Below are 22,473 nucleotides of genomic sequence, written 5' to 3'. Positions count from 1 at the left end.
GTATTTTATGACCACTACTACTATTCGCCAATTGCAGCGGGATGAAATTCCAGAGATCACACGCCTGCTGACCTCCTATGCCTTTCGTTCGACTCCTTCGCTCCCCGAGCGAGCAACATGGCAACAGGAAATGGCTTATCTCGATGAGGCTACCCATTTCGCGGTCTTCGCTGATAAGCAGCCGGTCGCCAGTGCGGCCAGTTCACCGATCATACAGAATATTCGTGGCCAGTTCTATCCAGGCGGTGGACTGTGGGCTGTTACAACACATCCCGCCGGTCGTCGCAAAGGCTATGCCCGTGCTATGCTGACTGCCTTGCTGGCTCGACTCCATGAGGATGGTTGTGCTATTTCTGTCCTCTATCCGTTCCGTGAGTCGTTCTATACACGCCTTGGCTATACGGCTTTCCAGCAACCTAAAGTGGTGCGTTTCTCGCCAGTTGGCTTGCAGCCGCTGCTCAAAAAAGAGTTGGATGGGATGTGGAACTGGTAGAAATGGCCCAGGGCTTTGAGCTGTATCAAGAATATCTGCAAATCCAGCAGCAAAAGATTCATGGCTTCGGTCGCTTTACGCCCAAAATCGCCACCAATCTGCGCGATAAAAATGCTCATTGGCTGGCCATTGCTCGTTCGCACGGCGAAATTAAAGCTATGATGCTCTACAAAATGAAGGGCTATGGCGATGATCTGCAGGTCACCCATTTCTGGTATCATGACATCCAGGGTCGCTACCTGCTACTAGAATGGTTCGCCCGCCATATCGATCATGTTAAAACTATTGAGATCACCCTGCCATCATTTGAGCAGCCCGAAACCTGGTGGACCGATCTAAATATCACGGCAACCTCCATTGGCGCTCCGATGGGCCGCGTCGTTGATATTAGTCGACTCAATGGTATGCACACCGGCCCCGGTAGCTTTACAGCCTATGTACATGATGAGCATTGTCCCTGGAACAGTGGCAACTACCGCTTTGAGAGCAATGATGGTCTCCTGCAGATCAGTAGTAGCGCTACCGCAGAGTGTGAGCTCACTATCCAGGCCATCTCAGCCCTCATTTATGGTACCCATGAGCCCGCGACCTTCGCGTTCCGCGACTGGGGCAACCCATCGGCGCAACTACAAACAACCATGCAGAGCATGTTCCCACCACAGCAGCCTTTCCTGCACGAGGTATTTTAGCCTGCTCCCCAGGAAAAAAGCCCGGCGGCCTTGAATTTAGCTTTTAAGGCCGCCGGGCTTTTTTCCTGGGGATTACCTATTTCTGGTCAACTGGTTCTTCCAGAGCACGTTTGGCGAGGCCGGACAGCGCAACGTCATCCATGGGAGGATTGTGCAGACCAGCTCGGATGTCGCGATAATAGCGCTGTAGGGGCGAGCTAAGGATAAGCTGCACTCGCTACCGCAGGATAAGCTGGCAGCTCCGGCTACCCGCATGGATAGATCGATGATCTCAATAGCATTGTTGGTAGACAGATATTTAACGGCTCCAACCAGGCAGACTCGACATTATCACTGTTTTCAGTGTAGTGTTCGGCCAGACCAAAGAGAGAAGCCTTGCTTTCCAGGAGCAGGACCTCGATTTTGCCGATCTTGTCCTGGATATGGGGAACGGTGGCAATGGATTGCTTGAGCGAGTTGGGGCGACGAGTGCGGGCAAAACGCACCGCTTCATCACGGGCAGCCTGCGCGATGCCCAGATAAACAGCTGCCAGGACCAGACCCCATACTCCCTGTTTGGTCTGGATACTGGGGATAACCGGCACCTGTTCATCGAGGTAAGCTTCAGAACCAAGATGGACATCTTCCAGGATCAAATCGTTACTGCCAGTCTCACGCATCCCGACTGTGTTCCAGGTGTCTTCAATGCGGACCCCTTCGGCGCTTTTGGGTACCAGGAAGTTACCGCGCTCAGACTTCAATGGTGGTAGTCCAGCTTCTACGCCGCCGGCGTCTTCAATGCTACAGCCGACAATAAAATAACTGAGGGCATGGCTACCAGTGGTAAAGGTTTTGCGGCCACTGATACGCCAGCTGCCATCTGGCTGCCGGCGAGCAGTAGTCTGTGGGCGGCCACCACGACTCGGGCTACCAGTTGCCGGCTCGCTCACCGCGCTATTGATCATCGCTCCGTGTTCAACTATATCCTGACACAACTTCTTGATAACCGGCGGCAGCTCCTGGCGTCCCTCAACCAGGCGACCACTATGCATCAGATGCATCGTCACGACCAGCGCCGTTGAGGCATCCCCTGAGCCAGGCGATACTGGGCGTGCACGAGATCCAGTAGCGAAGCCCCCTGTCCACCCAACTCCCGTGGCAACGAGAGTGTGAGATAGCCCGCCTCATGTAAATCTTTAAAGTTCTCTATTGGGAAATGGCCTTCCCAATCATAGCGGGCCGCTCGCTCCGCAAAACGATCAGCCAATTCGGCAGCGGTAGTGAGCAGTTTTTCTTGTTCGGCAGTGGTTGGATACGAGAGGAAGCTCATGGATACTCCTTTAATTTAAATGGCCTTCAATGGTTCAGGGAATGCTCAATCCCTCGGGAACAGATAGATGACAGGAGATTGAGACATAACGACATAGCGGCATTCCTCGCGGAGACCACCTGAGCCTTGTTAATGGCCAACTGATAGGTGGTTGAGAGGGTCCCCGCGAGGGGCGCCGCTATGCAGATTCCATCAATCGAGGGAACGTTCCCTCTATGATAGAGACTTCTACGAATATCATATCATACACGAAACAAAACGTTGGTGCCTTCTCACATTCCCTTTAAAGAAACACAGAAACGTCTCAGTCCATGAGGGTCCCACCATTGACAGAGGCGGTGGTTCCAGTCATGAAGCCACTGTCGTCACTGGAATAAAAGGCAATCACACGGGCGATATCAGTGGGTCGAGCCACGCGCTTGAGGGAGTCATGGCCGCAATTTGTTGTCGCATCTGTGGTGGAGTCTGAGCGCTCAAATCAGTTTCAACCAGGGATGGCGAGACCAGGTTGGCAGTGATGCCCTGGGACCCAGTTCCTGCGCCACATATTTAACAAAGGCAATCAGACCCGCCTTCGCCGTACCAACGGCACAGCCACCCGGAAAACTCGGTTGTCTGGCCATGTTACTGGCAGTATAGATTAAACGGCCATAATGCTGCGCAATCATCGAAGGGACAACGGCCTTTGTCAGCTCAAAGGCGGCTTTCAATTCGCCCTCAACTGGTTGGAAAAACTCATCCCAACTCATCTGAAGGATAGGCTTGGGATGAAAGCTCGTAGGCGCATTGCTCACCAGAATATCAATGTGCCCATAAGCTTCCTGGGCGCGAGCAATGAGTTGCTGAATCTGCTCTCTATCCTGGACATCGGCCTGCAGGGCAATAGCATTGCCATTGGCCACACGAATCTCAGCCACCAGTTGTTCCGCAGCCTCATGGTTGCGCAGATAGTTAATCACCACATGCACGCCACGCGTCGCCAGAATTTTCGCGGTCGCCGCGCCAATACCACGGCTCACACCAGTAATTAAGGCCACTCGCTCCGCAGAAATTTTCATAACCTTCAATGCTCCTGTTGGCCTTCAAGTGAAACACACGTCTCATCCATAAAAACTGTATGTAATCCATGCCATCGCTAGTCGGCCCTCAACTCTAGCAATGAATAAGGTACATCAGATTAAAGCAATGGGGGCTAAGGGATCGAGGTATGGTCACCCTCTACAGCACCCGGTAAGAGAGTCGCAATGAGATTAGGAACAAACTGTTCCTCGCTAAACGGGAGCGGATTGCCCCGATAAAATGCTTTAAGAAGACATATTGGAAACAGGCACCCAGTAAGAGCACTGCCACACTCTGTGCATCCACATCGGCACGGATAGTTCCCAGTGCCTGCTCCTCCTCGATATACAGTGCAACACGCTCATAGATGCGCTGAGGTCCCCCCTGACCTTGTTTCACCACCAGTTGGAAACGAGCCAGTAATTCAGTATCAGCAAAAAAAGACGCCGCCAGCGGAATGATATGTTCATAATATTTGATCGAAGCATTAGCAATCGCACCTAACCGGACAGCCAGAGATTGATCGCGATTAGCCTCCCCAGTTCCTCGATCAACGTCGGCAGGTGTTCCTGAATAATTGTCAAGAACAGATCTTCTTTATGTTCAAAATGCTTATAGAGGGTTCCTTCAGCACAGCCAGCTTCGCGCGCAATTTCTTTGGTTGTGGCACGAGATAGACCCTTGAGACGAATGAGCCGTTCAGTCGCCTCTAAAATTAACCTTCGCGTATTCATAAACAGTGGAACTCCTGTGGGCCGGTTGTCCCATTGCGCGAATGCAGTGGGACAACATATTCACATCGATAAAGATAAAGAGCCACGTCACAAGCAGTTGGGGAAGAGTGGCAACGAACAACAAGAGAAGATTATGCTTCCTCATGCTTCAATTGCTCTAGAATTTTAAGGGCCTCTTCAATATGTTTTTCGGCCGCCAGTAAGGCCGAGAAGATATGGCGCACGACACCTTTTTTATCAATAATATACGTAACACGGCCAGGAATCAGACCCAGCGTGGCCGGAACGCCATAAAGCTTTCTGACGGCACTATTCTCATCGCTGAGGAGCGGAAAAGGCAAACGATTTTTACTGGCAAACTGCTGGTGCGATGCAACAGAGCCTGAATTAATCCCGATGACCGCAGCCCCCGCATCGGAAAAGACTTCATAGCTATCCCGGAACGCACAGGCTTCAGCCGTACAGGCAGGAGAGTTATCGCGCGGATAAAAGTACAGGACAACGTTTTTTTTGCCCAGATACGTCCCCAGTTGAACCGATTTACCATCCTGTGAAGGTAGGGTAAAATCAGGAGCTTTATCCCCAACCTGCACTTTACCTTTGACTTGCTGATTTCCACTTTGTACACTCATGAAAGGATCCTCCTTATAATAGATAAGCACAAAGAAAAACGCATCCTGAACCAGCGCTACCTTTATTTATAGATCCACAAATGCGTTCCTGGTGAGTGAGTACCCACATATTTATTATAGTGAGCACTCACTCATTTGTCAAGCCAAAGCTGAGATAGTGATGGTCATCTCCACCATACTAAGGCAGAATCTTGCTTGAGCTTGATGCAGCTAATTTATTATCTTCTCAACATAAGCAATAAAAAAACATGATATAGTAGCAAGAGAAAATTATATATATATCTATGCAAATGTAAGGAGATTGACTGGTGAAGGCAATTGCAATCTTTCCAGCAACAAAAGAGATACAACTAATCGAGCATCCAGAGCCCCACATTGAGCATCCCGAACAGGTAAAGCTGCGGCTGCTGGAAGTGGGCGTGTGCGGCACCGATCGACATATCTGTGCCCTGGCCTTTGGCAATCCACCTGCAAACTACAACTATCTCATTCTGGGACATGAAGCGCTGGCTGAAGTGGCCGCCGTGGGATCGGCGGTCACCCATCTACAACCTGGAGACCTGGTCGTACCAGAGGTACGCCGTCCCTGTACTGACTCTACCTGTCGAGCCTGCCAGGCAGCTCACCAAGATTTTTGCCAGACAGGCAACTATACAGAGCGGGGCATTCAGGGGTTACATGGATATATGGCTGAATATGTGGTGGATGATGCTCGCTTCCTACACCCTGCTCCAGCGGCACTACGCCAGGTAGCGGTATTAACCGAGCCACTAACAATTGCCGAAAAAGCTCTGGTGCAGGCTTTACAGATTCAGCAGCGTCTACCCTGGCAGACCAGTGCCGCGACCATTGAGGAACCTGGCCGTGGCTTGACAGCAGTCGTGCTGGGGGCTGGACCAATCGGGCTGCTGGGTGCCATGCTTTTTGTCACACAGGGCTTCGATACCTATGTCTATTCCCGCGCCCAAACACCCAACGATAAAGCTGACATCGTTGAAGCTATTGGCGCCACTTATATTTCGGCTGAGACTACCCCTATCGCGAAATTCAAAGAGCGTGTGGGTCAGATCGACCTGGTTTATGAGGCCATGGATGCCGCTCCTCTGGCGATTGAAGTACTACAGAACCTCAGTCGCAACGGCATCTTTATCTTTACCAGCGGCACCAATCCCAGCCAACCGTTTGGTATCGATAGCGCGGCCTCCTTCCATAACCTGACATCTCAGAATCAGGTGGTTATTGGTACCGTCAATGCCGGACCAGCTACCTTTCAATCTGCCATTGAGCATCTGGAGGTCTTCCAGCAACGCTGGCCTACAGTCTTACCGAAACTCATTACTGAGCGTTATCCCATGAAGCGTGCGGCAGAGGTTCTGCTACACAAACCTGGTGGCATTAAACATATCGTGACTATCGCCTAGTGTGGCCCAATGACCTGGCAGCAGGTTTACTGCTGCCGGGCCGCCACCAGTTCACTGGCCTCCATACAAAGCCGCAGGAGCTGTGCCATGCCTTTGCCAAGGGGGGAAACATGCATACATTCCTCGGTGGTATGGGCTTTCTCACCTTTTGTGACGCCAATACAGACGGATGGAATATTCAGGCTAATAGGAATATTAGCATCCGTACTCGAGGCCACACAGCGCGGCTGATAACCAACCCAGCGCAGTGTTTCCTTTGATAATTGCACCAGGGGATCATTCTCGCTACGACTTCCAGCAGGTCGATCGCCAAGCACCTCGATCTCAACCTTCAAACCGGCTCCCGCCTGGTGCAGCACTACCGCGCGCGCCTGCTCCATCAGATTATCTAACGCATCCACATCTGTGGAGCGCATATCCAGGAGCGCCGAGGCCTGGGCAGCAATAGTATTCACCGATGTTCCACCCTCGATAACCCCGACGTTAAAGGTGGTTTTCGGCTCTTTTGGCACCTGGAGAGCCGCCAGACCCGCGATAATCCGACCCAGCCCATGGATGGCACTGGGCACACCAAAAGAGCCGAAGGAATGGCCGCCAGGCCCCTTGACGGTAATCTTCCAGCGCTTTGAGCCGACTGCCACATTTACAATACTTCCCAGGCTACCATCCACTACCAGTACCGCCCCTAAATCTTCACTATAGCGCTCTACGGCAGCCCTGGCTCCACGCAAGTCTCCTAAGCCCTCTTCACCCACATTGGCCACTGCCAGCAAATCTACGGCCGTCTCCCAGCCATAGGCATCCAACATCTCAAACGCTGTCAACACGGCCGCTACACTGACGCTGTTATCTCCAATACCCGGACCATACACCATGTCTCCTTCTCGACGAATGGTCAAAGGAGTCGTCACGGGGAAAACGGTATCGATATGCGACAACAACATCAGCAATGGCTTCTGCGCTCCCTGTTTGCCACGCCGTACATACACATTCCCGATCTCGTCAATCTCAGGGGTATAGCCACGCTCCCGCCAGAGCTCTGCCACAAATTCAGCCCGCCGCCGCTCATCACCGGTAGGAGCCGCTACGGCACAAATACGCTGTGCCAGCGCTGCAACATCCTCAGTCCGCGCTACTGCATCCTTTAACAGGTGGTTCAAATCCTCAGTGGAAAGCGCCATTGATCACTCCTTTTACCGTCTCAAAAAATAATAGCGGGCATAGTCAGATACAGTTCTATGCACCCTCTACAATGTATTGATGTTATTTTAAAATAAGCGGAAACATTGCTGGCTCACGGATTGCTTCGTTGCTACAACTCAGCAGTTATTACGTCATAGCATGGAAGAAACCTCTCAACCGTCCAGATGGTTGTGCGCATCCCATTGAGTGACATCCCGTTCAAGCGCATGAGCACAGCTGCCTGACAGGCGCACCCTCTTGCTCGCCACTGATCAAGTTGAATTGCTAAGCCAGTGGCAGTGGAGCTAGCCGCGTCCAAGCGGCGTTTACGATTGCTTTTAAATAGCATATTATAAAAAGCATTATAATACGTTAAGAGATCCATCACAAAACTGATGGACGCATTCATCCGTATCACCTCTATAGATGGGTGCCAGCATGAAGAACATTGACGAACATTCATGCGACGTGAACAATCGATTGTATGTCTCTCAAAGTCTCTCTATGCAGCCCTCACCGCGACACACTACATTGGCTGGCCCTGGATTTCATGTGCGAAATAAGGCATAATCGAAGGGGCAAAACAATCTTTGGCCATTCAGACCAATGCAATGTATGTGCCACATTCGTCTTCTTATTGAAAAAGCATAGAAGCAGGAGAATGTATTTATGACTATCGCAAAGCAGCCTTTTGGTCGTACAGGGCACAACAGTACCCGCACACTATTTGGTGCCGCCGCGCTGGGATCTGTAACACAGGCGGAAGCAGATCAGACGCTGGAGGTACTGCTAAAATACGGAGTAAACCACATCGATGTGGCGGCCAGCTATGGTGATGCTGAATTGCGCATCGCTCCCTGGATGGCTCAGCATCGTTCTGATTTCTTTGTGGCAACTAAGACGGGCGAGCGCACCGCACCTAAAGCGATGGAAGAGCTACAACGCTCACTGGAACGGATGAAGATTGATCATGTCGATCTCTGGCAATTCCATAACCTGGCCGATCCTATCGAGTGGGATATCGCGCTCAGCCCGGGCGGAGTAATCGAGGCAGCCATCGAGGCCAAAAAGCAGGGCCTGGTCCGTGCAATCGGTGTAACCGGCCATGGACTCCAGATCGCCGCGACCCATCGACGCAGCCTGGAACGCTATGATTTCGATTCGGTGCTTCTGCCCTGTAACTATGTTACATTGCAAAATCCCTATTATGCTGAAAACTTCAATGCGCTGGTAGAAACCTGCAAACAGCGCAATATAGCGGTTCAGACCATTAAATCAATCGCCTATAAACCCTGGCTGGGCGATGAACATACTCATAGCACCTGGTATGCTCCTCTGGAAGATCAAGCCGACATTGATCGTGCTGTCCATTGGGTCCTGGGCCATGAAGGAGTCTTCTTGAATACCGTTGGCGATATCCATCTATTACCAAAAGTATTAGATGCCGCCAGCCGCTTTGAAAAGAAAACTCCTGATGAAGAAATGGCGAAAATGGTTGCTGGCCTCGGTATGCAGCCACTCTTTGTCTAATAAGGGCAAAAGCTTTTTCTCAGTATAAAAGACATAGAGAAACCGCGGCGCTGATCCTTAATTATTCTATTCATAGGATCAGCGCCGCGGCTTCTTTAGCAATATCACCGGGCATCTAGAAGATAAACGAACCTCATAGAAGAGTTGGACTACTAGAGACCAGCGTAGTTGCTATGGGCTTCTTTCTCGTTCATGTAAAGAGCTTCGTTGATACCATCACTATTGCGGCTCAACAGCTCCAACAGTCCACGCGTCTCTTCAGCGCTCAGCGTGCAATACATGCCGCTGGGATTGCCAAACTCATGGTAGTACAGTTTCAGCTTGCCATCCTCTAACCAGGACTGGTAACGGCCGATTTTCATGTGATCTTTGTGATTATGTGGTGTGTTCATGTTTGCTCCTCCTTGAGGTTATCTCTGGCTTACAACTTTACGTGAAATTTTTATATTTTTTGGCTAACTGAGAAGAAGACTCAGCGTAGAATCTTCACACCCCAGTGATGATTTTTGCTGTGTGTTTCGCTCTCGCTCACATAGATATAATACGGCATAATCCAGCGTTTGGGGGCCAAAAAACGACCAAAAAAAGAGGCCCAAAAAATCTTTATGCACTTCTATACATAGGCCCCAGATAAACCCAACCATTCAACCCGTTCATCACATCTTTACGAACAAAAAAAGCCTTTGATTTGTGCATATTGCACAAAAAATTATGGTATTTTATTTGTACAAAGTGACAAAATGCCATAAGTCTTTATAGGTATACTGGTTCCTCCTCACATTCTTTCCCTTTAGTACCTGCGAAGGCAAACAAAAAAGGGCCACCCTCATGTATGAAGGTGGCCCGGCTGAATTGAACTTTAGAGCTGCGCTAACAGACTGTTTAGGCGGTTGACAAAGGTAACTGGATTATCCAGTTGCTCGCCACTGCTCAGAACCGATTGATCAAAAAGCACATGGGCCCAATCGGAGAAGAGCTGTTCGTCCGCTTCATTCTTGATACGCACTACAATCGGATGCTGGGGGTTGATCTCCAGAATCGGTTTGTCGTTAGGAATCTTCTGTCCAGCAGACTGCAGCAGGCGTTTCAGGCTGGGGTCAATACCATATTCGTCGACCACCAGACAGGCTGGCGAAGTCGTCAGACGGTTAGTGGTACGCACCTCTTTAACCTGCTCGCCCAGGACCTTCTTGAGGCGCTCCAGCAGATCTTTGGCCTCGTCGGCGCTCTTCTGCTGTTCCGCTTTCTCTTCCTGATCCTCCAGGTTGCTCAGGTCAACCTCACCCTTGGAGACCGACTGCAGTTGCTTGCCATCGAACTCACGCAGCTCTGGTATTGCCAGGTGGTCCACCGGATCAGACAGCAAGAGGACCTCGATACCCTTCTTTTTGAAGATCTCCAGTAGAGGGCTATCCTTGGCCGCCGCATAGCTATCAGCCACGATATAGTAAATCTTGTCCTGTCCCTCTTTCATGCGTCCCACGTATTCTTCCAATGAGACGTTCTGGGTCTCGCTGCCAGAGGTAGAGGTAGCAAAACGTAAGAGTTTTGCCAGGGTGTCACGGTTGTTTTGATCTTCCAGCAGGCCTTCTTTGACGACGCGCCCAAACTCTGTCCAGAAGGTAGCGTACTTCTCCGGCGAGTTTTTGGCCAGGTCGGTGAACAGCCCCAACACCTTCTTGGTCGAGTTGGCGCGAATAGCGTCGATCATGCGGTTCTGCTGGAGAATCTCACGCGAGACATTCAAAGGCAGATCGTTGGAGTCAATGACACCACGGATGAAGCGCAGGTAGCGCGGCATCAGTTTCTCGGCATCGTCCATGATAAAGACGCGGCGCACATACAGCTTGACGCCATGGTGGACCTCGCGTGTATACAGATCGAAGGGGGCCTGCGCTGGTACATAGAGCAGCAGTGTATATTCCTGCGTCCCCTCCATACGACTGTGTACATAGGCCAGGGGATCACTGAAATCATGCGAGATATGTTTGTAGAATTCGTTGTATTCTTCCTCGCTGATCTCATTGCGTGAACGCGTCCACAGTGCGGACGCCGTGTTCACAACCTCCCATTCATCTTCTTTATCTTTTTCTTCTGACTTCATCACAATCGGCAATGTAACATGGTCAGAGTATTTGCGAATAATTGAGCGTAAGCGATAGCCACTCAGTAGCTCATCTTCGTCTTCACGCAGGTGCAGGATAACTTCGGTACCACGGGTAGGTCTCTCAATTGGCTCCACTGAGTACTCACCCTGGCCCTCTGACTCCCAGCGCACACCATGATCTTCTGGCGAGCCAGCATGGCGCGTCAGCACCGTCACACGGTCAGCGACCACAAATGAAGAGTAAAAACCGACACCGAACTGACCGATCAGATTAGCGTCCTTCTGCTGATCCCCGGTCAGGGCCTGGAAAAACTCACGGGTACCCGATTTAGCAATGGTACCCAGATGCTCAATGACCTCTTCGCGGTTCATGCCAATACCATTATCCGCGACGGTGATCGTACGAGCATCTTTATCAAATGAGACACGGATCTTGAAATCAGTATCATGCTCATACAATGATGCATCTGAAAGTGCATCAAAGCGCAGGCGATCAATCGCATCCGATGCATTCGAAATTAATTCACGAAGAAATATTTCTTTGTTACTGTACAGCGAATGGATCATCAGATCCAGTAGCTGCTTTACTTCAGCCTGGAAACCAAGCGTTTCCTTATGTGTATCTGTCGACATAAACCAAACCTCACTAGCAACAGGTATTTAAGAGAGAAGAATAGCGCGCAAAGAGGCATTTATTTCAATTGTTACTGTACCAAAACTCACCCGGTTTTTCAACCGATCCCGCCCTCTAAATAGACCTTGTTAAACATTTCTGCCAACAAATTACCACAAAATCAATAATAAAGTGAAGGAAGAGTGCAGCTAATCTCTGGGATCATCTGCTGACTCTTCCTTCACTATTGATCTTTTCAACGATCTTGCTCGTTTAGAAATCTTTTAAGCGATACATCACTCCCCAGACAGCCAGGAGGCCCAGGCTGATAAAAAGAAAAAGGCTGAGCAAGCTGTATAGACTGAGGGTATTTTGTGTGGCCTGCACTGTGGTGGTGTAGTGACCAGCGTTGGCTTGCCGCAAATGATCGACGGCAGTAGTGAAATTGCTAAAAGTAGCATTGGAATCACCGGTACTTATCTGCTCCGCTTGCAATAGATGGGTGGGACTGGCAATGCCGTCAGTGACCTGGGCAGTACTACGCATCGAGCCATCGATACTATAATATTTTGCCCACTGCGTATGCATATCTTGCAGAGGTTGGTCTTCCTCAGGCCAGGTACGATTGGCCTGGGCATGGTCTATCAGACTTTGTACCTGTTGCGTGCTGGTCTGCCAATCTGCCTGCCAGTGCGCGATCCCAGCCTGATCATGAAAGGTCAGGGCAACTAACCAGCGCGACTCATCGGCATTAGCGTTAGTGGCATTGCGCTTAAGCTGGGCTGCATAGTATATGCTATCATAATCATCCTGCACGATTTGCCCATAGGCCCCATGCCGACCAGAGAAGTTCAAGAAATTACCAATCACAGTCAGGCTAAACACGATACCTACCACCAGCGCCAGTGAGAGGCCAATATTGATGATACGATGGGTTATACGCGCCATACGCCAGGTGGTAAAGGCTAGCAAGGCACAAAAGGCTAGACAAAGCAAAATCGCCAGTATCACATCGCGTGTCAGAGAACCACTGACATTAGTGTAGGCATCATCCAGATGTTGCTTATTGATGGTATTTAAACAATCAACATTGGTTTCGATGCCAGCAAAGACCCATTCGTTTGGGGAGAGGTTACGTGAGCCAATTGTACAATTGGGCAAATTCGACTCATCCAGTGCATAGGTTCCATCTGCGTTACGTTGCGGTACCCGTTGAATTCTGGTATGCAAGATATTCCCGGCGGCCTGATAAGCTGCATAGGCCCGGGCCAGGTGTTCATCCTGCGGATCAGTCATGCTCTTCGCTAAACTAAATTCGTGCTGCATAATAGCGATGTTAGAGCTATATTCTTCAGCTCCGGCAATGATACGCTCAATAGAGGTCTGCTCGCCAGGATAGGTGACATTGTGCGCGGCCAGGTAGATCTGCTGGTTCATCAAGATGAGCTCAGCATTGATATTTTTAGCATCACAATCATGCACGGTCAGGGTACCGCCGTCAATCGTGGTGTTGCCTGCACCTACTACCGAACAGGGAACCGTCTCTTTCAACGCGGCTGTCGCTAGATAATCAGCGGATTTAGCATCGATATCTCCGCTATATTGCGCGATCGCCTGCGCGGCATTGACACTGGGCACACTCCCGCTGACGATGGTGTTGAGGTCGTCGTTGGCCTGGCGAAATTGTTGCGTAATCAAGAGTGACAGGATCAGGGCCGCCAGCATACAGCCAGCGGCCAGCAGCACAAATTGCCCTTTAAGGGTTTGATAGGCCTGCCGCACCAACCTATGCCATATACTAACCACCGGGGCAGATTGTTGTTTCGCAGCCATAACCTGCAGAGGGCTGCTGGGTGCTACCTGTTTCCCTATCTGTTTAGCCATACGAAAGTCTCTTCTTTCACTCACGCCTATTTCAATTTTGAGGTTCGGCCTGTATTGATTGCCAGTGTCTTGCGCGCGACTGCATCGGCACGCTGGCTCAAATGAATAGTCCCCCTGGCATCGCGTTCAACAATATCATTGAGCAGGCGCGTAATACGCTCATTATTTGTACTCTCACTGATCTCTAGCGCCCGTCCCAGGAGTCGAGTAGCTTTTTCGCTATCACCAGCCGCCAGGGCTTCCTGTCCCTCTTTAATGCTGCGTGACAGTTCTTCCTGGTTAGTGTAATGCGCGATATGCTCCTCGATCTGGGCTGCCTGCGCCGCGTTCTCGGTCCATTGCACAAAGACCCAGCCGCTACGCGCACTCTTCTCTTCGAGCTCCTGCATTCCTCCGGCTTGAAAACGCAGGGTCGGTCGGATCAGCATAAACTGCTGCCCAATCGGATAAGCAGGCATCTCTAGATGTAGCAGGTAATCGCGCTGATCTCCAGCCGCCAACGAACCCAGCGAGGCCACAACCTGGCGCGGGTTGCCAGCATCAGGCTCTAATCCCAGGGGCACGATAGATGGATAGACCTGCTCAATACGTGTGATGCGTACTCCATTGGGGCTCCAGAGCAAGAGCCGTGCGTTGGAGATGGCTGTTTTGCGCATCTCCTGGAATGCTTGCGTAAAGGCGGCTTCAACCTGCCTGGGAGTGGGAATGATATCTGCGCTACCATGTGTGGCATCGGCAATATGGCGCAGTTCGGCGGCGTCCCAATCCGTACCAACTCCCCATGCACTGATACTGATATGCACCTCTGCACAACGGGCCACAGCCTTGTTTAATTGCGCCCGTGTTTCTCCTTCGTTCCTGCCATCGGTTAGAAAGAGGATCTTGAGGGCACGTGCTTGCTCGTGCTGTAGTTTGTCGGCAATCAGATTGAGGGCCGCACTCATACGCGTTCCACCAGCCGGTCGGACCCTTTGTAGAGCGGCAATGGCCTGTTTTTTATTCTCAGTGGTTGCCAGTACAGGACCAGCCAGGACGCTCCCAGAATCATTGAAAGTTACGACCATGAATAGCATACTCTCATCCAGGGCCTGCACGATCTTTATCGCACCTTCACGGGCCGCGCTGATCTTGGCACCATCCATTGAGCCAGATCGATCCAGGGCAATCGCCAGGGCCTGGGGGGTGGGGCCCACCGCCAATTGCTCATCTACTTTTACCGAGAGGACCGCTTGCATGGCGGTTTGATTGACGCGTAGAAAAGGATTGTGATAGGCAGTGATTGTAAACATAGCTTTGCGCTTCTTTCTTTAAAGAGATTTGATAATATCGCTTTACTCAGGGGTAGAACAATAACGCATACATTTTTAGGGATAATGATGGAACCTCAGACCCAATGCCAGGGTGCTACCTCAAAACGACGTCGTACCACTGCTTCACGCTGGATAGGATGTCGCTCGCGACGCAGGTATTCGCTATAGCTCTCTTCGGCTGCCTGACCCAGGCTACGGGGCTCGATTTTGGAGATACCGGCAATACTGATATTCGAGGGGAGTTGTTTGTTCCTGGCCATCAACCAGGCTGCCCGGTAAATGTCTCCGCGCATCAGGTAGTAACGTGGATCTTCGGTACGTCCCAATAAGCCCTGGATGGCTTCGGCTGCGTTCTGTACATTTTGTGGAGTTAAGGGTACCATGCGTTGCAAATAGAGTTCGCACAGTAGCAGTTGGGCATCCACATACCTGGCCGCCGCTTCGTTGACTCCACGCAGAATAACGGCCGCTTCATTCCAGCGTTGCAGCTGAATCAACGCATCTGTAACACCCAGGATGACTTCGGTATTGCCCGGATCGGCTTTTAGGACCCTGGTGTAGAGCTCGACCGCGCTGACCGTATCACCCATACGCGCACACACCCTGGCCAGAGACTGCTGGGGTGGTAACTCACCAGGTAGATCCGCCATTAGTTCACGATACTGATCAGCGGCCTCTTGATATTTTCCCTGCGCCTCTAATAAGCGCCCGGTGTACCAGGCCACCTTCCAATGTCCAGGAGATCTACGCTGTACCTGCGTGATTTCAGCCAGGGCCTGGGTATACTCTCCCTGGTCCATCGCGATTTCCGCCAGGCGTAGGTGTGCATCGACACTGTTGGGATTAACCTTAACGGCCTGCTGATAAAAGTTGCGCGCACTGCTGTAGCTACCAGCTCGTAAGGCCTGATCACCATAGCGCAACATATCAATGGCCTTATCCGCTTCGTCCAGAATAGCCTCGCCTCGTAGTCCGAGCTTGCCTGTTGTCGTCAGAATACCAGCGACAAACATATTTGAGCCTGTGGGAACCCCTGGTCGACCACCAACGATCTGCCGCAAGACTCCTGTCAATTGGTCGCGTAACTCTTCAGCGTTTTGAAAGCGCAGAGCGGCCCTGGTATTCGTCCCTTTGGTCAATAGCCGATAGAGGCCGGGATGGTCCCGAAATACTTTGTAGTACTCAGATGAAGGCATTCCAAAGATGGGGTTGGCCAGATCCATTCGCGTTACCAGGTATGCCAGGGTGCGGCAAATAGAATAAAGATCTGTCGCTGGTGAGGGATTCTTAACCGCTTCTGGTGCATAAAAACCATGCGTGCCATAAACATCCTTTGGATGCGGCTCATACTTGATGACCGTTCCCAGGTCGATCAGCTTGACGATCTTTGTGCCGTCTTTAAGTTGCTCCAACATGACATTCTGAGGCTTAAAATCACAATAGACCAGGCCCAGTTTGGCGAGATATGAGAAGGCAGGTAAAATCCCTAGCACATAACCGATTGCTTCCTCTACGCCAAGCGGCTCCCTGCGCTCTTCAAGCAGATCTTCCAGCGTTTTACCATGCACATACTCCATTACAATATAGCCTTGCGTTCCGACAGTGATAAAGTCATAGATCGAAACGATATTGGCATGTTTGACGGCAGCCAGGAACTCACGTTCTTTGACACTTTGTTCCACCAGATCTGGATCATCTTCACTGAGAAGAGCCTTTATTACCACCTGGCGCTTTAAGACCTGGTCATCAGCCAGGTAGACGGCACCCATACCACCCGCACCAATAGTTCGTGTCACTTTATATTTAGAGTTGAGCAGACTACCAATCTGCAAACTTGCTGGTACCGCGGCTGGCTCCCGTACGGCAGGGCTGCTGGCTGGTCCGGTGGTGGTTGCTGTAAAGTTGTAGCCGCAGCGCCCGCAAAACTTTACCCCAGAAGTCCTTTTATTACCGCAATTAGGACAGCTATCCCCATTAGTGACCGCCTGCGCCTGGTTTACCGCTGCTGAAGCTGGCACGGATGAGACCTGTACATCAACTACCATGCCGCACTGTTCACAGATATCATCGCCTGCATGCAGGGGCTGATGGCAATTTGGACAGGTTTGAGGTAAAGACTGCCCGGGAAGATTACTTGGCTGGGGTACAATGGATGCCTCCACAAAGGTGGCCGGGGCAAGCAGTGAAGAGAGGACGGCACCGCAGTTCTCGCAAATATCATCATCCTTTCCTACTGGCTGATGACAATTTGGGCAGGAAGACATTTATTTCCTCCATGAAAAAACTGAATATAAAGCCCGATCACAGGCTATTTCGCATTCATTATTTACAATATCAATAGAATTTTTTCATTCATTATTCGCTATTATATGCCTGAAAACCTCAAAAAACGCTCAAGAATTTGGCCTTTATTGATTTGCAGCTTGCATCCAATCACATACCTCCTATATAGAGAGCAATCTCTAATATACCATCCCAAATTGGCTATCTTTTTCACTTATTTCGGTTGATATGTATCCTGGGGCAAACAACATTCGTATCAACTTGTAACACCCGTAGTTACTATAGAGATCAATAAATGTCAGTGACATCTGTTTTTCCTGAGCATCTCAAGAAAAGCTTTTAGATAATACCGCTTATTTGAACTTTTGTCCTTCAGAAAGCTAGCAAAAAATTATTCGTTTTAACTGCTATAGAATCTAAAAAATAGCAAAAACACAATGGAATAGCCAGATAGTTCTATCTATTCTTTACTTAGGCGCGTATTTGTAACAAAGTTGTTGGGAGCTATACAAGCAAAAAACTTTGTTGGCCGCTACACTCCTTGTATTACTAAAAGTTACTCCCCTCTTTACTTAGCTGATACATTGTTGTACAATGCACATACAATGTTTTCTTGTGTATTTCTACGTCGCAGTGAGCACACGCCGGGCGTTGGGCATATTTAGCACACAGATTACTGGCATAAGTGTATCAGTAGAAATTGCACATATATCCAAACTAACTTTAAAGAGGAGATATATCACATGAGCGAGCTATTAACCGTATCCGAAGTTGCAGACATCCTACGTGTAGATGACACCACCGTTCGTCGCTGGGTGAAACAAGGTGCCCTGGAAGCTGTCATCCTGCCTCACGTCAATGAGCGTCAGGCCTATCGCATTAAACGCGAGACCCTTGATCGTGTTCTGGGTGACGCAGCTAATCAACTGGGTGCGGAATAAGGAATAAGGCGCATATAGTATTCATCACATGCTTCTATTCCAATATATAATGGATACTATTGCATGAGTGTGATGGTACTGAACAAATATTTGCGCTTTCCAATTTTGCTACGATCTAATGATGAATAAAAGAGAGGTTGGCTTCTTTTAGCTTATAAGAAGTCAGCCTCTCTTTTATTCTGCTATAATGAAGTACATACGCTACCCATAGCGACCAGGGGCATTTGCTTCTCTTCTTTGCCGCCTGCGGCGGCGAGGGGAGGGATTTAGTGGGGAACACCCCACACCCCGGCAGGAGGACTAGCCGTCCTCCTGCACCTCCTGCCTGTTAGAACTTGCTGGAGCGGTACGCGAAAAAATGTAGAATGACAAAATTCATGGGACAAGCTCATCTAGAATGGAGCAAAGATTCTCTCGCGGAAAACGGTTGACAGCCTATTGACTTAAATGTATTATCAATAACAGACGCATAAATAAATATGTAACTCGATTGCTTTTTGCTCTAATACTAGCAATTTGCTTTCGATATTTCCCGACCAGGAATAGTAAAATTGAAAACACGTATTTTGCCACCCTCGCGTGAGTTTTCTACTCTGGTCAATCTCCTTCGTTGGAGGGCAGTCCAACAGCCCGAACAGCGCATCTACACTTTTTTGACTGATGGAGACAAAGAAAAAGATGCCCTCACATTCGCGGAGCTTGATCACCAAGCAAGAATTATCGGTGCCTCTTTGCAAGAGCGCATCCCTCGCGGAAGCCGCGCCTTGCTCATCTACCCATCCGGGTTAGACTTTATCGTCGCATTCTTTGGTTGCTTATACAGTGGAATTATTGCAGTCCCGGTGTACCCACCTTCTGCGGTTCGCTCTGATCGTACACTGACAAAATTTCGAGCGATAGCGCAAAATGTTGATGCACAGGTCGTTATGACTTCTACTGCACTTTCTTCAAAAGTTTCTAGTCTACTTAACCAAACTCCTGAACTTCAATCTGCACCTGTTCTCGTCACTGACACCCTCACCGACATTGCTTCCCAATGGCAGATGCCTGAGGTTGCCAGTGAAACATTGGCATTTTTGCAGTATACTTCAGGCTCAACCGGGGTTCCTAAAGGAGTAATGGTGACCCATGGCAATTTATTACATAATTTATCTTTAGTAGAACGCTATTGCCAGCATCCCGAGAACGCCCATGGTGTAACCTGGTTGCCACTTTATCACGATCTTGGTCTTATTGGTGGTGTTCTTCAACCACTCTATGCGGGCTACGAATCTACGATTATGGCCCCCACTACATTTTTACAACGCCCTTATCGTTGGCTACAGGCAGTCTCGCGTACCCAGGCTACTATCAGTGGTGCCCCTAATTTCGCGTATGATCTCTGTGTACGCAAGGTTACAGCTGAGCAAAAAGAAACTCTTGATTTGAGTCATTGGGAGATCGTTGCCAATGGTGCGGAACCGGTGCGCGCTGATACGATGGAGCGCTTTGCGGAGGCTTTTGCTTCCTGTGGTTTCCGCCGCAATTATTTCTATCCTTGCTATGGTCTGGCCGAGGCTACGTTGGTAGTGAGTGCCGGGACCAAAGGTGTCTTCCCAACCGTACGTTCATTCCAGGGCGAGGCCCTGAAACAAAATCTGGCTCAGGAAGTTGCTGCCGCTGATGATGCCAGGACGCTGGTGAGTATCGGGCACAGCCACGACGATCAAACTGTCTTGATTGTAGACCCTGAAACCAATACGCCATGTGCCCCTGATCACGTTGGAGAGATCTGGGTGGCGGGACCCAGTGTCGCTCAGGGCTACTGGCAGCGGCCTGTGGAGACGGCTGAGACTTTTCAAGCATATCTGTCCAATGGAGAGGGTCCTTTCCTGCGTACCGGGGATCTGGGCTTCTCAGATCATGATGAGCTCTTTATTACGGGCCGCCTCAAGGATCTGATTATTATTCGCGGTAGCAATCATTATCCTCAAGATATTGAGAAGACGGTAGAATCCTGCCATGCCGCCCTGCGCTTAAATGGTGGGGCTGCATTTTCAATTGAGGCTGACGGCGAGGAGCGCCTGGTGATTGTGCATGAGGTAGAGCGTACCGCCCTGTCCTCAAATCTGGATCTGGTGATTGCCGCTATTCGGCAGGCCATCGCCCTGCAGCATGAGGTCCAGGTTTCCGCGATTGCCCTGATTAAGCCTGGCAGCCTGCCTAAAACATCGAGTGGCAAGGTGCAACGCCGGGGTAGTAAAGAACATTATTTAGATGGCACCCTCGATGTGGTTCTTGCCTGGCAACAAGATGCCAGTGAAAATATTATTTCTCAATCCGTTCCTGAGATACCTCCAACCGAACAGTCACAACGAGTACAGGAAGAACAACCTGTTGAACCAGCGGTGGATGTGGCGATGCTGCGCTCGTGGCTGGTAGAACATGTGGCTGAGGCGCTAAAGGTCGCACCAGGTGCAGTCAATATAAACACGCCCTTTGCTTACTATGGTATGGATTCAGCCCAGGCGGTTAGCCTTTCAGCCGATCTGGAAGATTTGCTGCATCGTTCGCTGGCACCCACGCTGGCCTATGATTATCCAACCATCGATGCCCTGGCCCGCTATCTAGCTAATGGGGAACAAGTAGCCGAAGAGGTTGCTGAGACACCAGGACAAAGTTCTTTTGACCAGGATGCTATTGCGATCATCGGTCTGGGCTGCCGCTTTCCAGGCGCCAGAAATCCCGATGAGTTCTGGCATCTATTGCGCAATGGTATTGATGGTATCTCTGAAGTGCCGGCCGAGCGCTGGAATAGCCAGGATTACTACGCTGAGGCACCAGCCACTCCCGGCAAAATGAATACGCGCTGGGGCGGTTTCCTGCCCGAGGTGGACAAATTTGATCCAAGCTTCTTTGGCATCTCACCCCGTGAGGCCGATGGTATGGACCCACAGCAGCGTCTGTTACTGGAAGTGGCCTGGGAGACTTTAGAATATGCTGGCGTGGCCCCGAGAAACTGGCCGGAAGCCAGACCGGGGTCTTTGTTGGGATCAGCAGTGACGATTATTCACGCCTACAGTTTCGCCGTCCAGAGGATGCTGATGCCTATGCCGGTACAGGCAATGCCCATAGTATCGCGGCCAATCGTATCTCGTATGTGCTGGATCTGCGCGGACCGAGTATGGCAATGGATACCGCATGCTCTTCGTCTTTGCTGGCCGTACATCAGGCCTGTCAGAGTCTGCGCAACCATGAATCTACACTGGCCCTGGCTGGTGGCGTCAATCTGATCCTGACCCCCGAGTTGACGATTACTTTTTCCCAGGCTCGCATGATGTCTTCGGACGGTCGCTGCAAGACGTTTGATGATAGCGCCGATGGCTATGTGCGCGGCGAGGGCTGCGGGCTGGTTCTGCTCAAGCCGCTATCAGAAGCTCAGCGCGATGGAGACACGGTGCTGGCAGTCATTCGCGGCTCAGCGGTGAACCAGGATGGGCGCAGTAATGGGCTAACGGCCCCCAATGGTCCATCCCAGGAGGCGGTTATTCGCCAGGCTCTGAGTAATGCGAAAGTACATCCCAGCCTGGTTAGCTATGTCGAGACCCATGGTTCCAGCACCCCGCTGGGTGATCCCATCGAGGTGGCCTCGCTCAAATCTGTTTTGATGTCACAACGCACACCGGAGCAGAGCTGTCTATTAGGTGCGGTCAAAACGAATGTCGGACACCTGGAATCGGCCGCTGGTATCGCTGGTCTGATGAAGACGGTGCTCAGCCTGCAAAAGGGTGAGATCGTTCCTAACCTGCATTTCCAGAAGCTGAATTCGCATATCTCTTTCGAGGATACAACCTTCGCGATTCCAACCCGGCCCCAGCCCTGGCCCGCCGAACGACGGATCGCCGGTGTGAGTGCCTTTGGTTTCGGTGGCACGAATGTCCATATGATCCTTGAAGCGGCCCCTGCCACCCGCACTGTGACCAATGAGGCCGAGCGTTCACAGCATCTGCTCACGCTGTCAGCACATAGTGACGAGGCATTGCTGCAACTGGTACGCCAGTATCAAGCTTTCTTAAAAGAATATCCAGCTACAACTGTCGCCGATCTCTGCTATACAGCCAACACTGGTCGCACGCATTTTGCGTCACGATTGGCCATTACAACGACGACTACAGAGCGGCTACGTGGACAACTGGCGACCTTTATGCAAGGTAAAGCCGCCCCGACCATTCAGCAGGGACGTAAAACAGCTAACACACAGCATAAAATCGCCTTCCTGTTTACCGGTCAGGGCTCACAATATATAG

General features: G+C 50.6%; 19 protein-coding genes and 1 pseudogene. 6 read left to right on the top strand and 14 right to left on the bottom strand.

Annotation, left to right across the window (positions count from 1 at the left end):
• Positions 1-7 precede the first annotated feature (7 nt).
• Both EL645_RS17940 and EL645_RS17935 read left to right on the top strand, forming a co-directional pair.
• Positions 8-493, top strand: a complete 486-nt coding sequence (locus EL645_RS17940; RefSeq protein WP_126551783.1) for a GNAT family N-acetyltransferase — start codon at positions 8-10, stop codon at positions 491-493.
• Positions 481-1,182: a sterol carrier protein domain-containing protein gene (locus EL645_RS17935; protein ID WP_126551782.1), complete on the top strand. Its 702-nt coding sequence runs from the start codon at positions 481-483 to the stop codon at positions 1,180-1,182. Before EL645_RS17940 ends, EL645_RS17935 begins: the two co-directional genes overlap by 13 nt.
• Positions 1,183-1,427: 245 nt before the next feature.
• Here EL645_RS17935 and EL645_RS17930 read toward each other — a convergent pair whose 3' ends face one another.
• The 7 genes from EL645_RS17930 to EL645_RS17905 all read right to left on the bottom strand — a co-directional run bounded on the left by EL645_RS17930 (position 1,428) and on the right by EL645_RS17905 (position 4,916).
• Positions 1,428-2,222: an acyl-CoA dehydrogenase family protein gene (locus tag EL645_RS17930; protein WP_246035557.1), complete on the bottom strand. Its 795-nt coding sequence runs from the start codon at positions 2,220-2,222 to the stop codon at positions 1,428-1,430.
• A gap of 2 nt (positions 2,223-2,224) precedes the next feature.
• Positions 2,225-2,491, bottom strand: coding sequence for an acyl-CoA dehydrogenase family protein (locus tag EL645_RS17925; protein ID WP_126551780.1), 267 nt, complete (start codon positions 2,489-2,491; stop codon positions 2,225-2,227).
• Between the two features lie 304 nt (positions 2,492-2,795).
• The gene (locus EL645_RS45515; RefSeq protein WP_371865739.1) at positions 2,796-2,879 is read right to left on the bottom strand and encodes a hypothetical protein; all 84 of its coding nucleotides are present in this window, start codon (positions 2,877-2,879) and stop codon (positions 2,796-2,798) included.
• A gap of 85 nt (positions 2,880-2,964) precedes the next feature.
• Complete coding sequence (locus EL645_RS17920; RefSeq protein ID WP_218031903.1) at positions 2,965-3,549, bottom strand: SDR family NAD(P)-dependent oxidoreductase; 585 nt, start codon at positions 3,547-3,549, stop codon at positions 2,965-2,967.
• Positions 3,550-3,709: 160 nt separating this feature from the next.
• Positions 3,710-3,949 (bottom strand): hypothetical protein, encoded by a 240-nt coding sequence (locus tag EL645_RS17915; RefSeq protein ID WP_126551779.1) that lies wholly within the window; start codon positions 3,947-3,949, stop codon positions 3,710-3,712.
• Positions 3,950-4,050: 101 nt separating this feature from the next.
• A complete protein-coding gene (locus EL645_RS17910; protein WP_126551778.1) occupies positions 4,051-4,284 on the bottom strand; it encodes a TetR/AcrR family transcriptional regulator in 234 nt (77 codons plus the stop codon).
• A 131-nt stretch (positions 4,285-4,415) separates the two neighbouring features.
• The gene (locus tag EL645_RS17905) at positions 4,416-4,916 is read right to left on the bottom strand and encodes a peroxiredoxin (RefSeq protein ID WP_126551777.1); all 501 of its coding nucleotides are present in this window, start codon (positions 4,914-4,916) and stop codon (positions 4,416-4,418) included.
• A gap of 308 nt (positions 4,917-5,224) precedes the next feature.
• Here EL645_RS17905 and EL645_RS17900 point away from each other — a divergent pair, with 308 nt between their 5' ends.
• Positions 5,225-6,337, top strand: coding sequence for a glucose 1-dehydrogenase (locus EL645_RS17900; protein ID WP_126551776.1), 1,113 nt, complete (start codon positions 5,225-5,227; stop codon positions 6,335-6,337).
• A 26-nt stretch (positions 6,338-6,363) separates the two neighbouring features.
• Here the strand turns inward: EL645_RS17900 and EL645_RS17895 are convergent, their stop codons facing one another.
• Positions 6,364-7,518: a M20/M25/M40 family metallo-hydrolase gene (locus tag EL645_RS17895; protein WP_126551775.1), complete on the bottom strand. Its 1,155-nt coding sequence runs from the start codon at positions 7,516-7,518 to the stop codon at positions 6,364-6,366.
• Between the two features lie 131 nt (positions 7,519-7,649).
• Positions 7,650-7,928, bottom strand: coding sequence for a hypothetical protein (locus EL645_RS17890; RefSeq protein WP_126551774.1), 279 nt, complete (start codon positions 7,926-7,928; stop codon positions 7,650-7,652).
• Between the two features lie 260 nt (positions 7,929-8,188).
• Between EL645_RS17890 and EL645_RS17885 the strand changes: the two genes are divergently transcribed.
• Complete coding sequence (locus EL645_RS17885) at positions 8,189-9,049, top strand: aldo/keto reductase (protein WP_126551773.1); 861 nt, start codon at positions 8,189-8,191, stop codon at positions 9,047-9,049.
• A 152-nt stretch (positions 9,050-9,201) separates the two neighbouring features.
• Here the strand turns inward: EL645_RS17885 and EL645_RS17880 are convergent, their stop codons facing one another.
• From EL645_RS17880 to EL645_RS17860, 5 genes are all read right to left on the bottom strand, one after another.
• Positions 9,202-9,441: a hypothetical protein gene (locus EL645_RS17880; protein ID WP_126551772.1), complete on the bottom strand. Its 240-nt coding sequence runs from the start codon at positions 9,439-9,441 to the stop codon at positions 9,202-9,204.
• A 467-nt stretch (positions 9,442-9,908) separates the two neighbouring features.
• Positions 9,909-11,789 (bottom strand): molecular chaperone HtpG, encoded by a 1,881-nt coding sequence (htpG, locus tag EL645_RS17875; RefSeq protein WP_126551771.1) that lies wholly within the window; start codon positions 11,787-11,789, stop codon positions 9,909-9,911.
• Between the two features lie 253 nt (positions 11,790-12,042).
• Positions 12,043-13,653, bottom strand: coding sequence for a tetratricopeptide repeat protein (locus tag EL645_RS17870; protein WP_126551770.1), 1,611 nt, complete (start codon positions 13,651-13,653; stop codon positions 12,043-12,045).
• A 26-nt stretch (positions 13,654-13,679) separates the two neighbouring features.
• Entirely contained in the window at positions 13,680-14,942 is a 1,263-nt protein-coding gene (locus EL645_RS17865; RefSeq protein WP_126551769.1) for a vWA domain-containing protein, read from the bottom strand.
• A gap of 95 nt (positions 14,943-15,037) precedes the next feature.
• Positions 15,038-17,227, bottom strand: coding sequence for a protein kinase domain-containing protein (locus EL645_RS17860; protein WP_126551768.1), 2,190 nt, complete (start codon positions 17,225-17,227; stop codon positions 15,038-15,040).
• A gap of 708 nt (positions 17,228-17,935) precedes the next feature.
• Between EL645_RS17860 and EL645_RS17855 the strand changes: the two genes are divergently transcribed.
• Positions 17,936-18,187 carry a helix-turn-helix domain-containing protein gene (locus tag EL645_RS17855; protein WP_371865738.1) on the top strand — a complete coding sequence of 84 codons (252 nt, stop codon included), beginning with the start codon at positions 17,936-17,938 and terminating at the stop codon, positions 18,185-18,187.
• Between the two features lie 551 nt (positions 18,188-18,738).
• A pseudogene (locus tag EL645_RS41105) lies at positions 18,739-22,470 on the top strand (type I polyketide synthase); the annotation flags it as partial.
• Positions 22,471-22,473: the final 3 nt, after the last annotated feature.

It is taken from the genome of Dictyobacter kobayashii, from assembly GCF_003967555.1.
GTDB classification, from domain to species: domain Bacteria; phylum Chloroflexota; class Ktedonobacteria; order Ktedonobacterales; family Ktedonobacteraceae; genus Dictyobacter; species Dictyobacter kobayashii.
The sequence above is the reverse complement of the archived record's forward strand: the minus strand, read 5'-3'. Positions and strand labels throughout refer to the sequence as shown.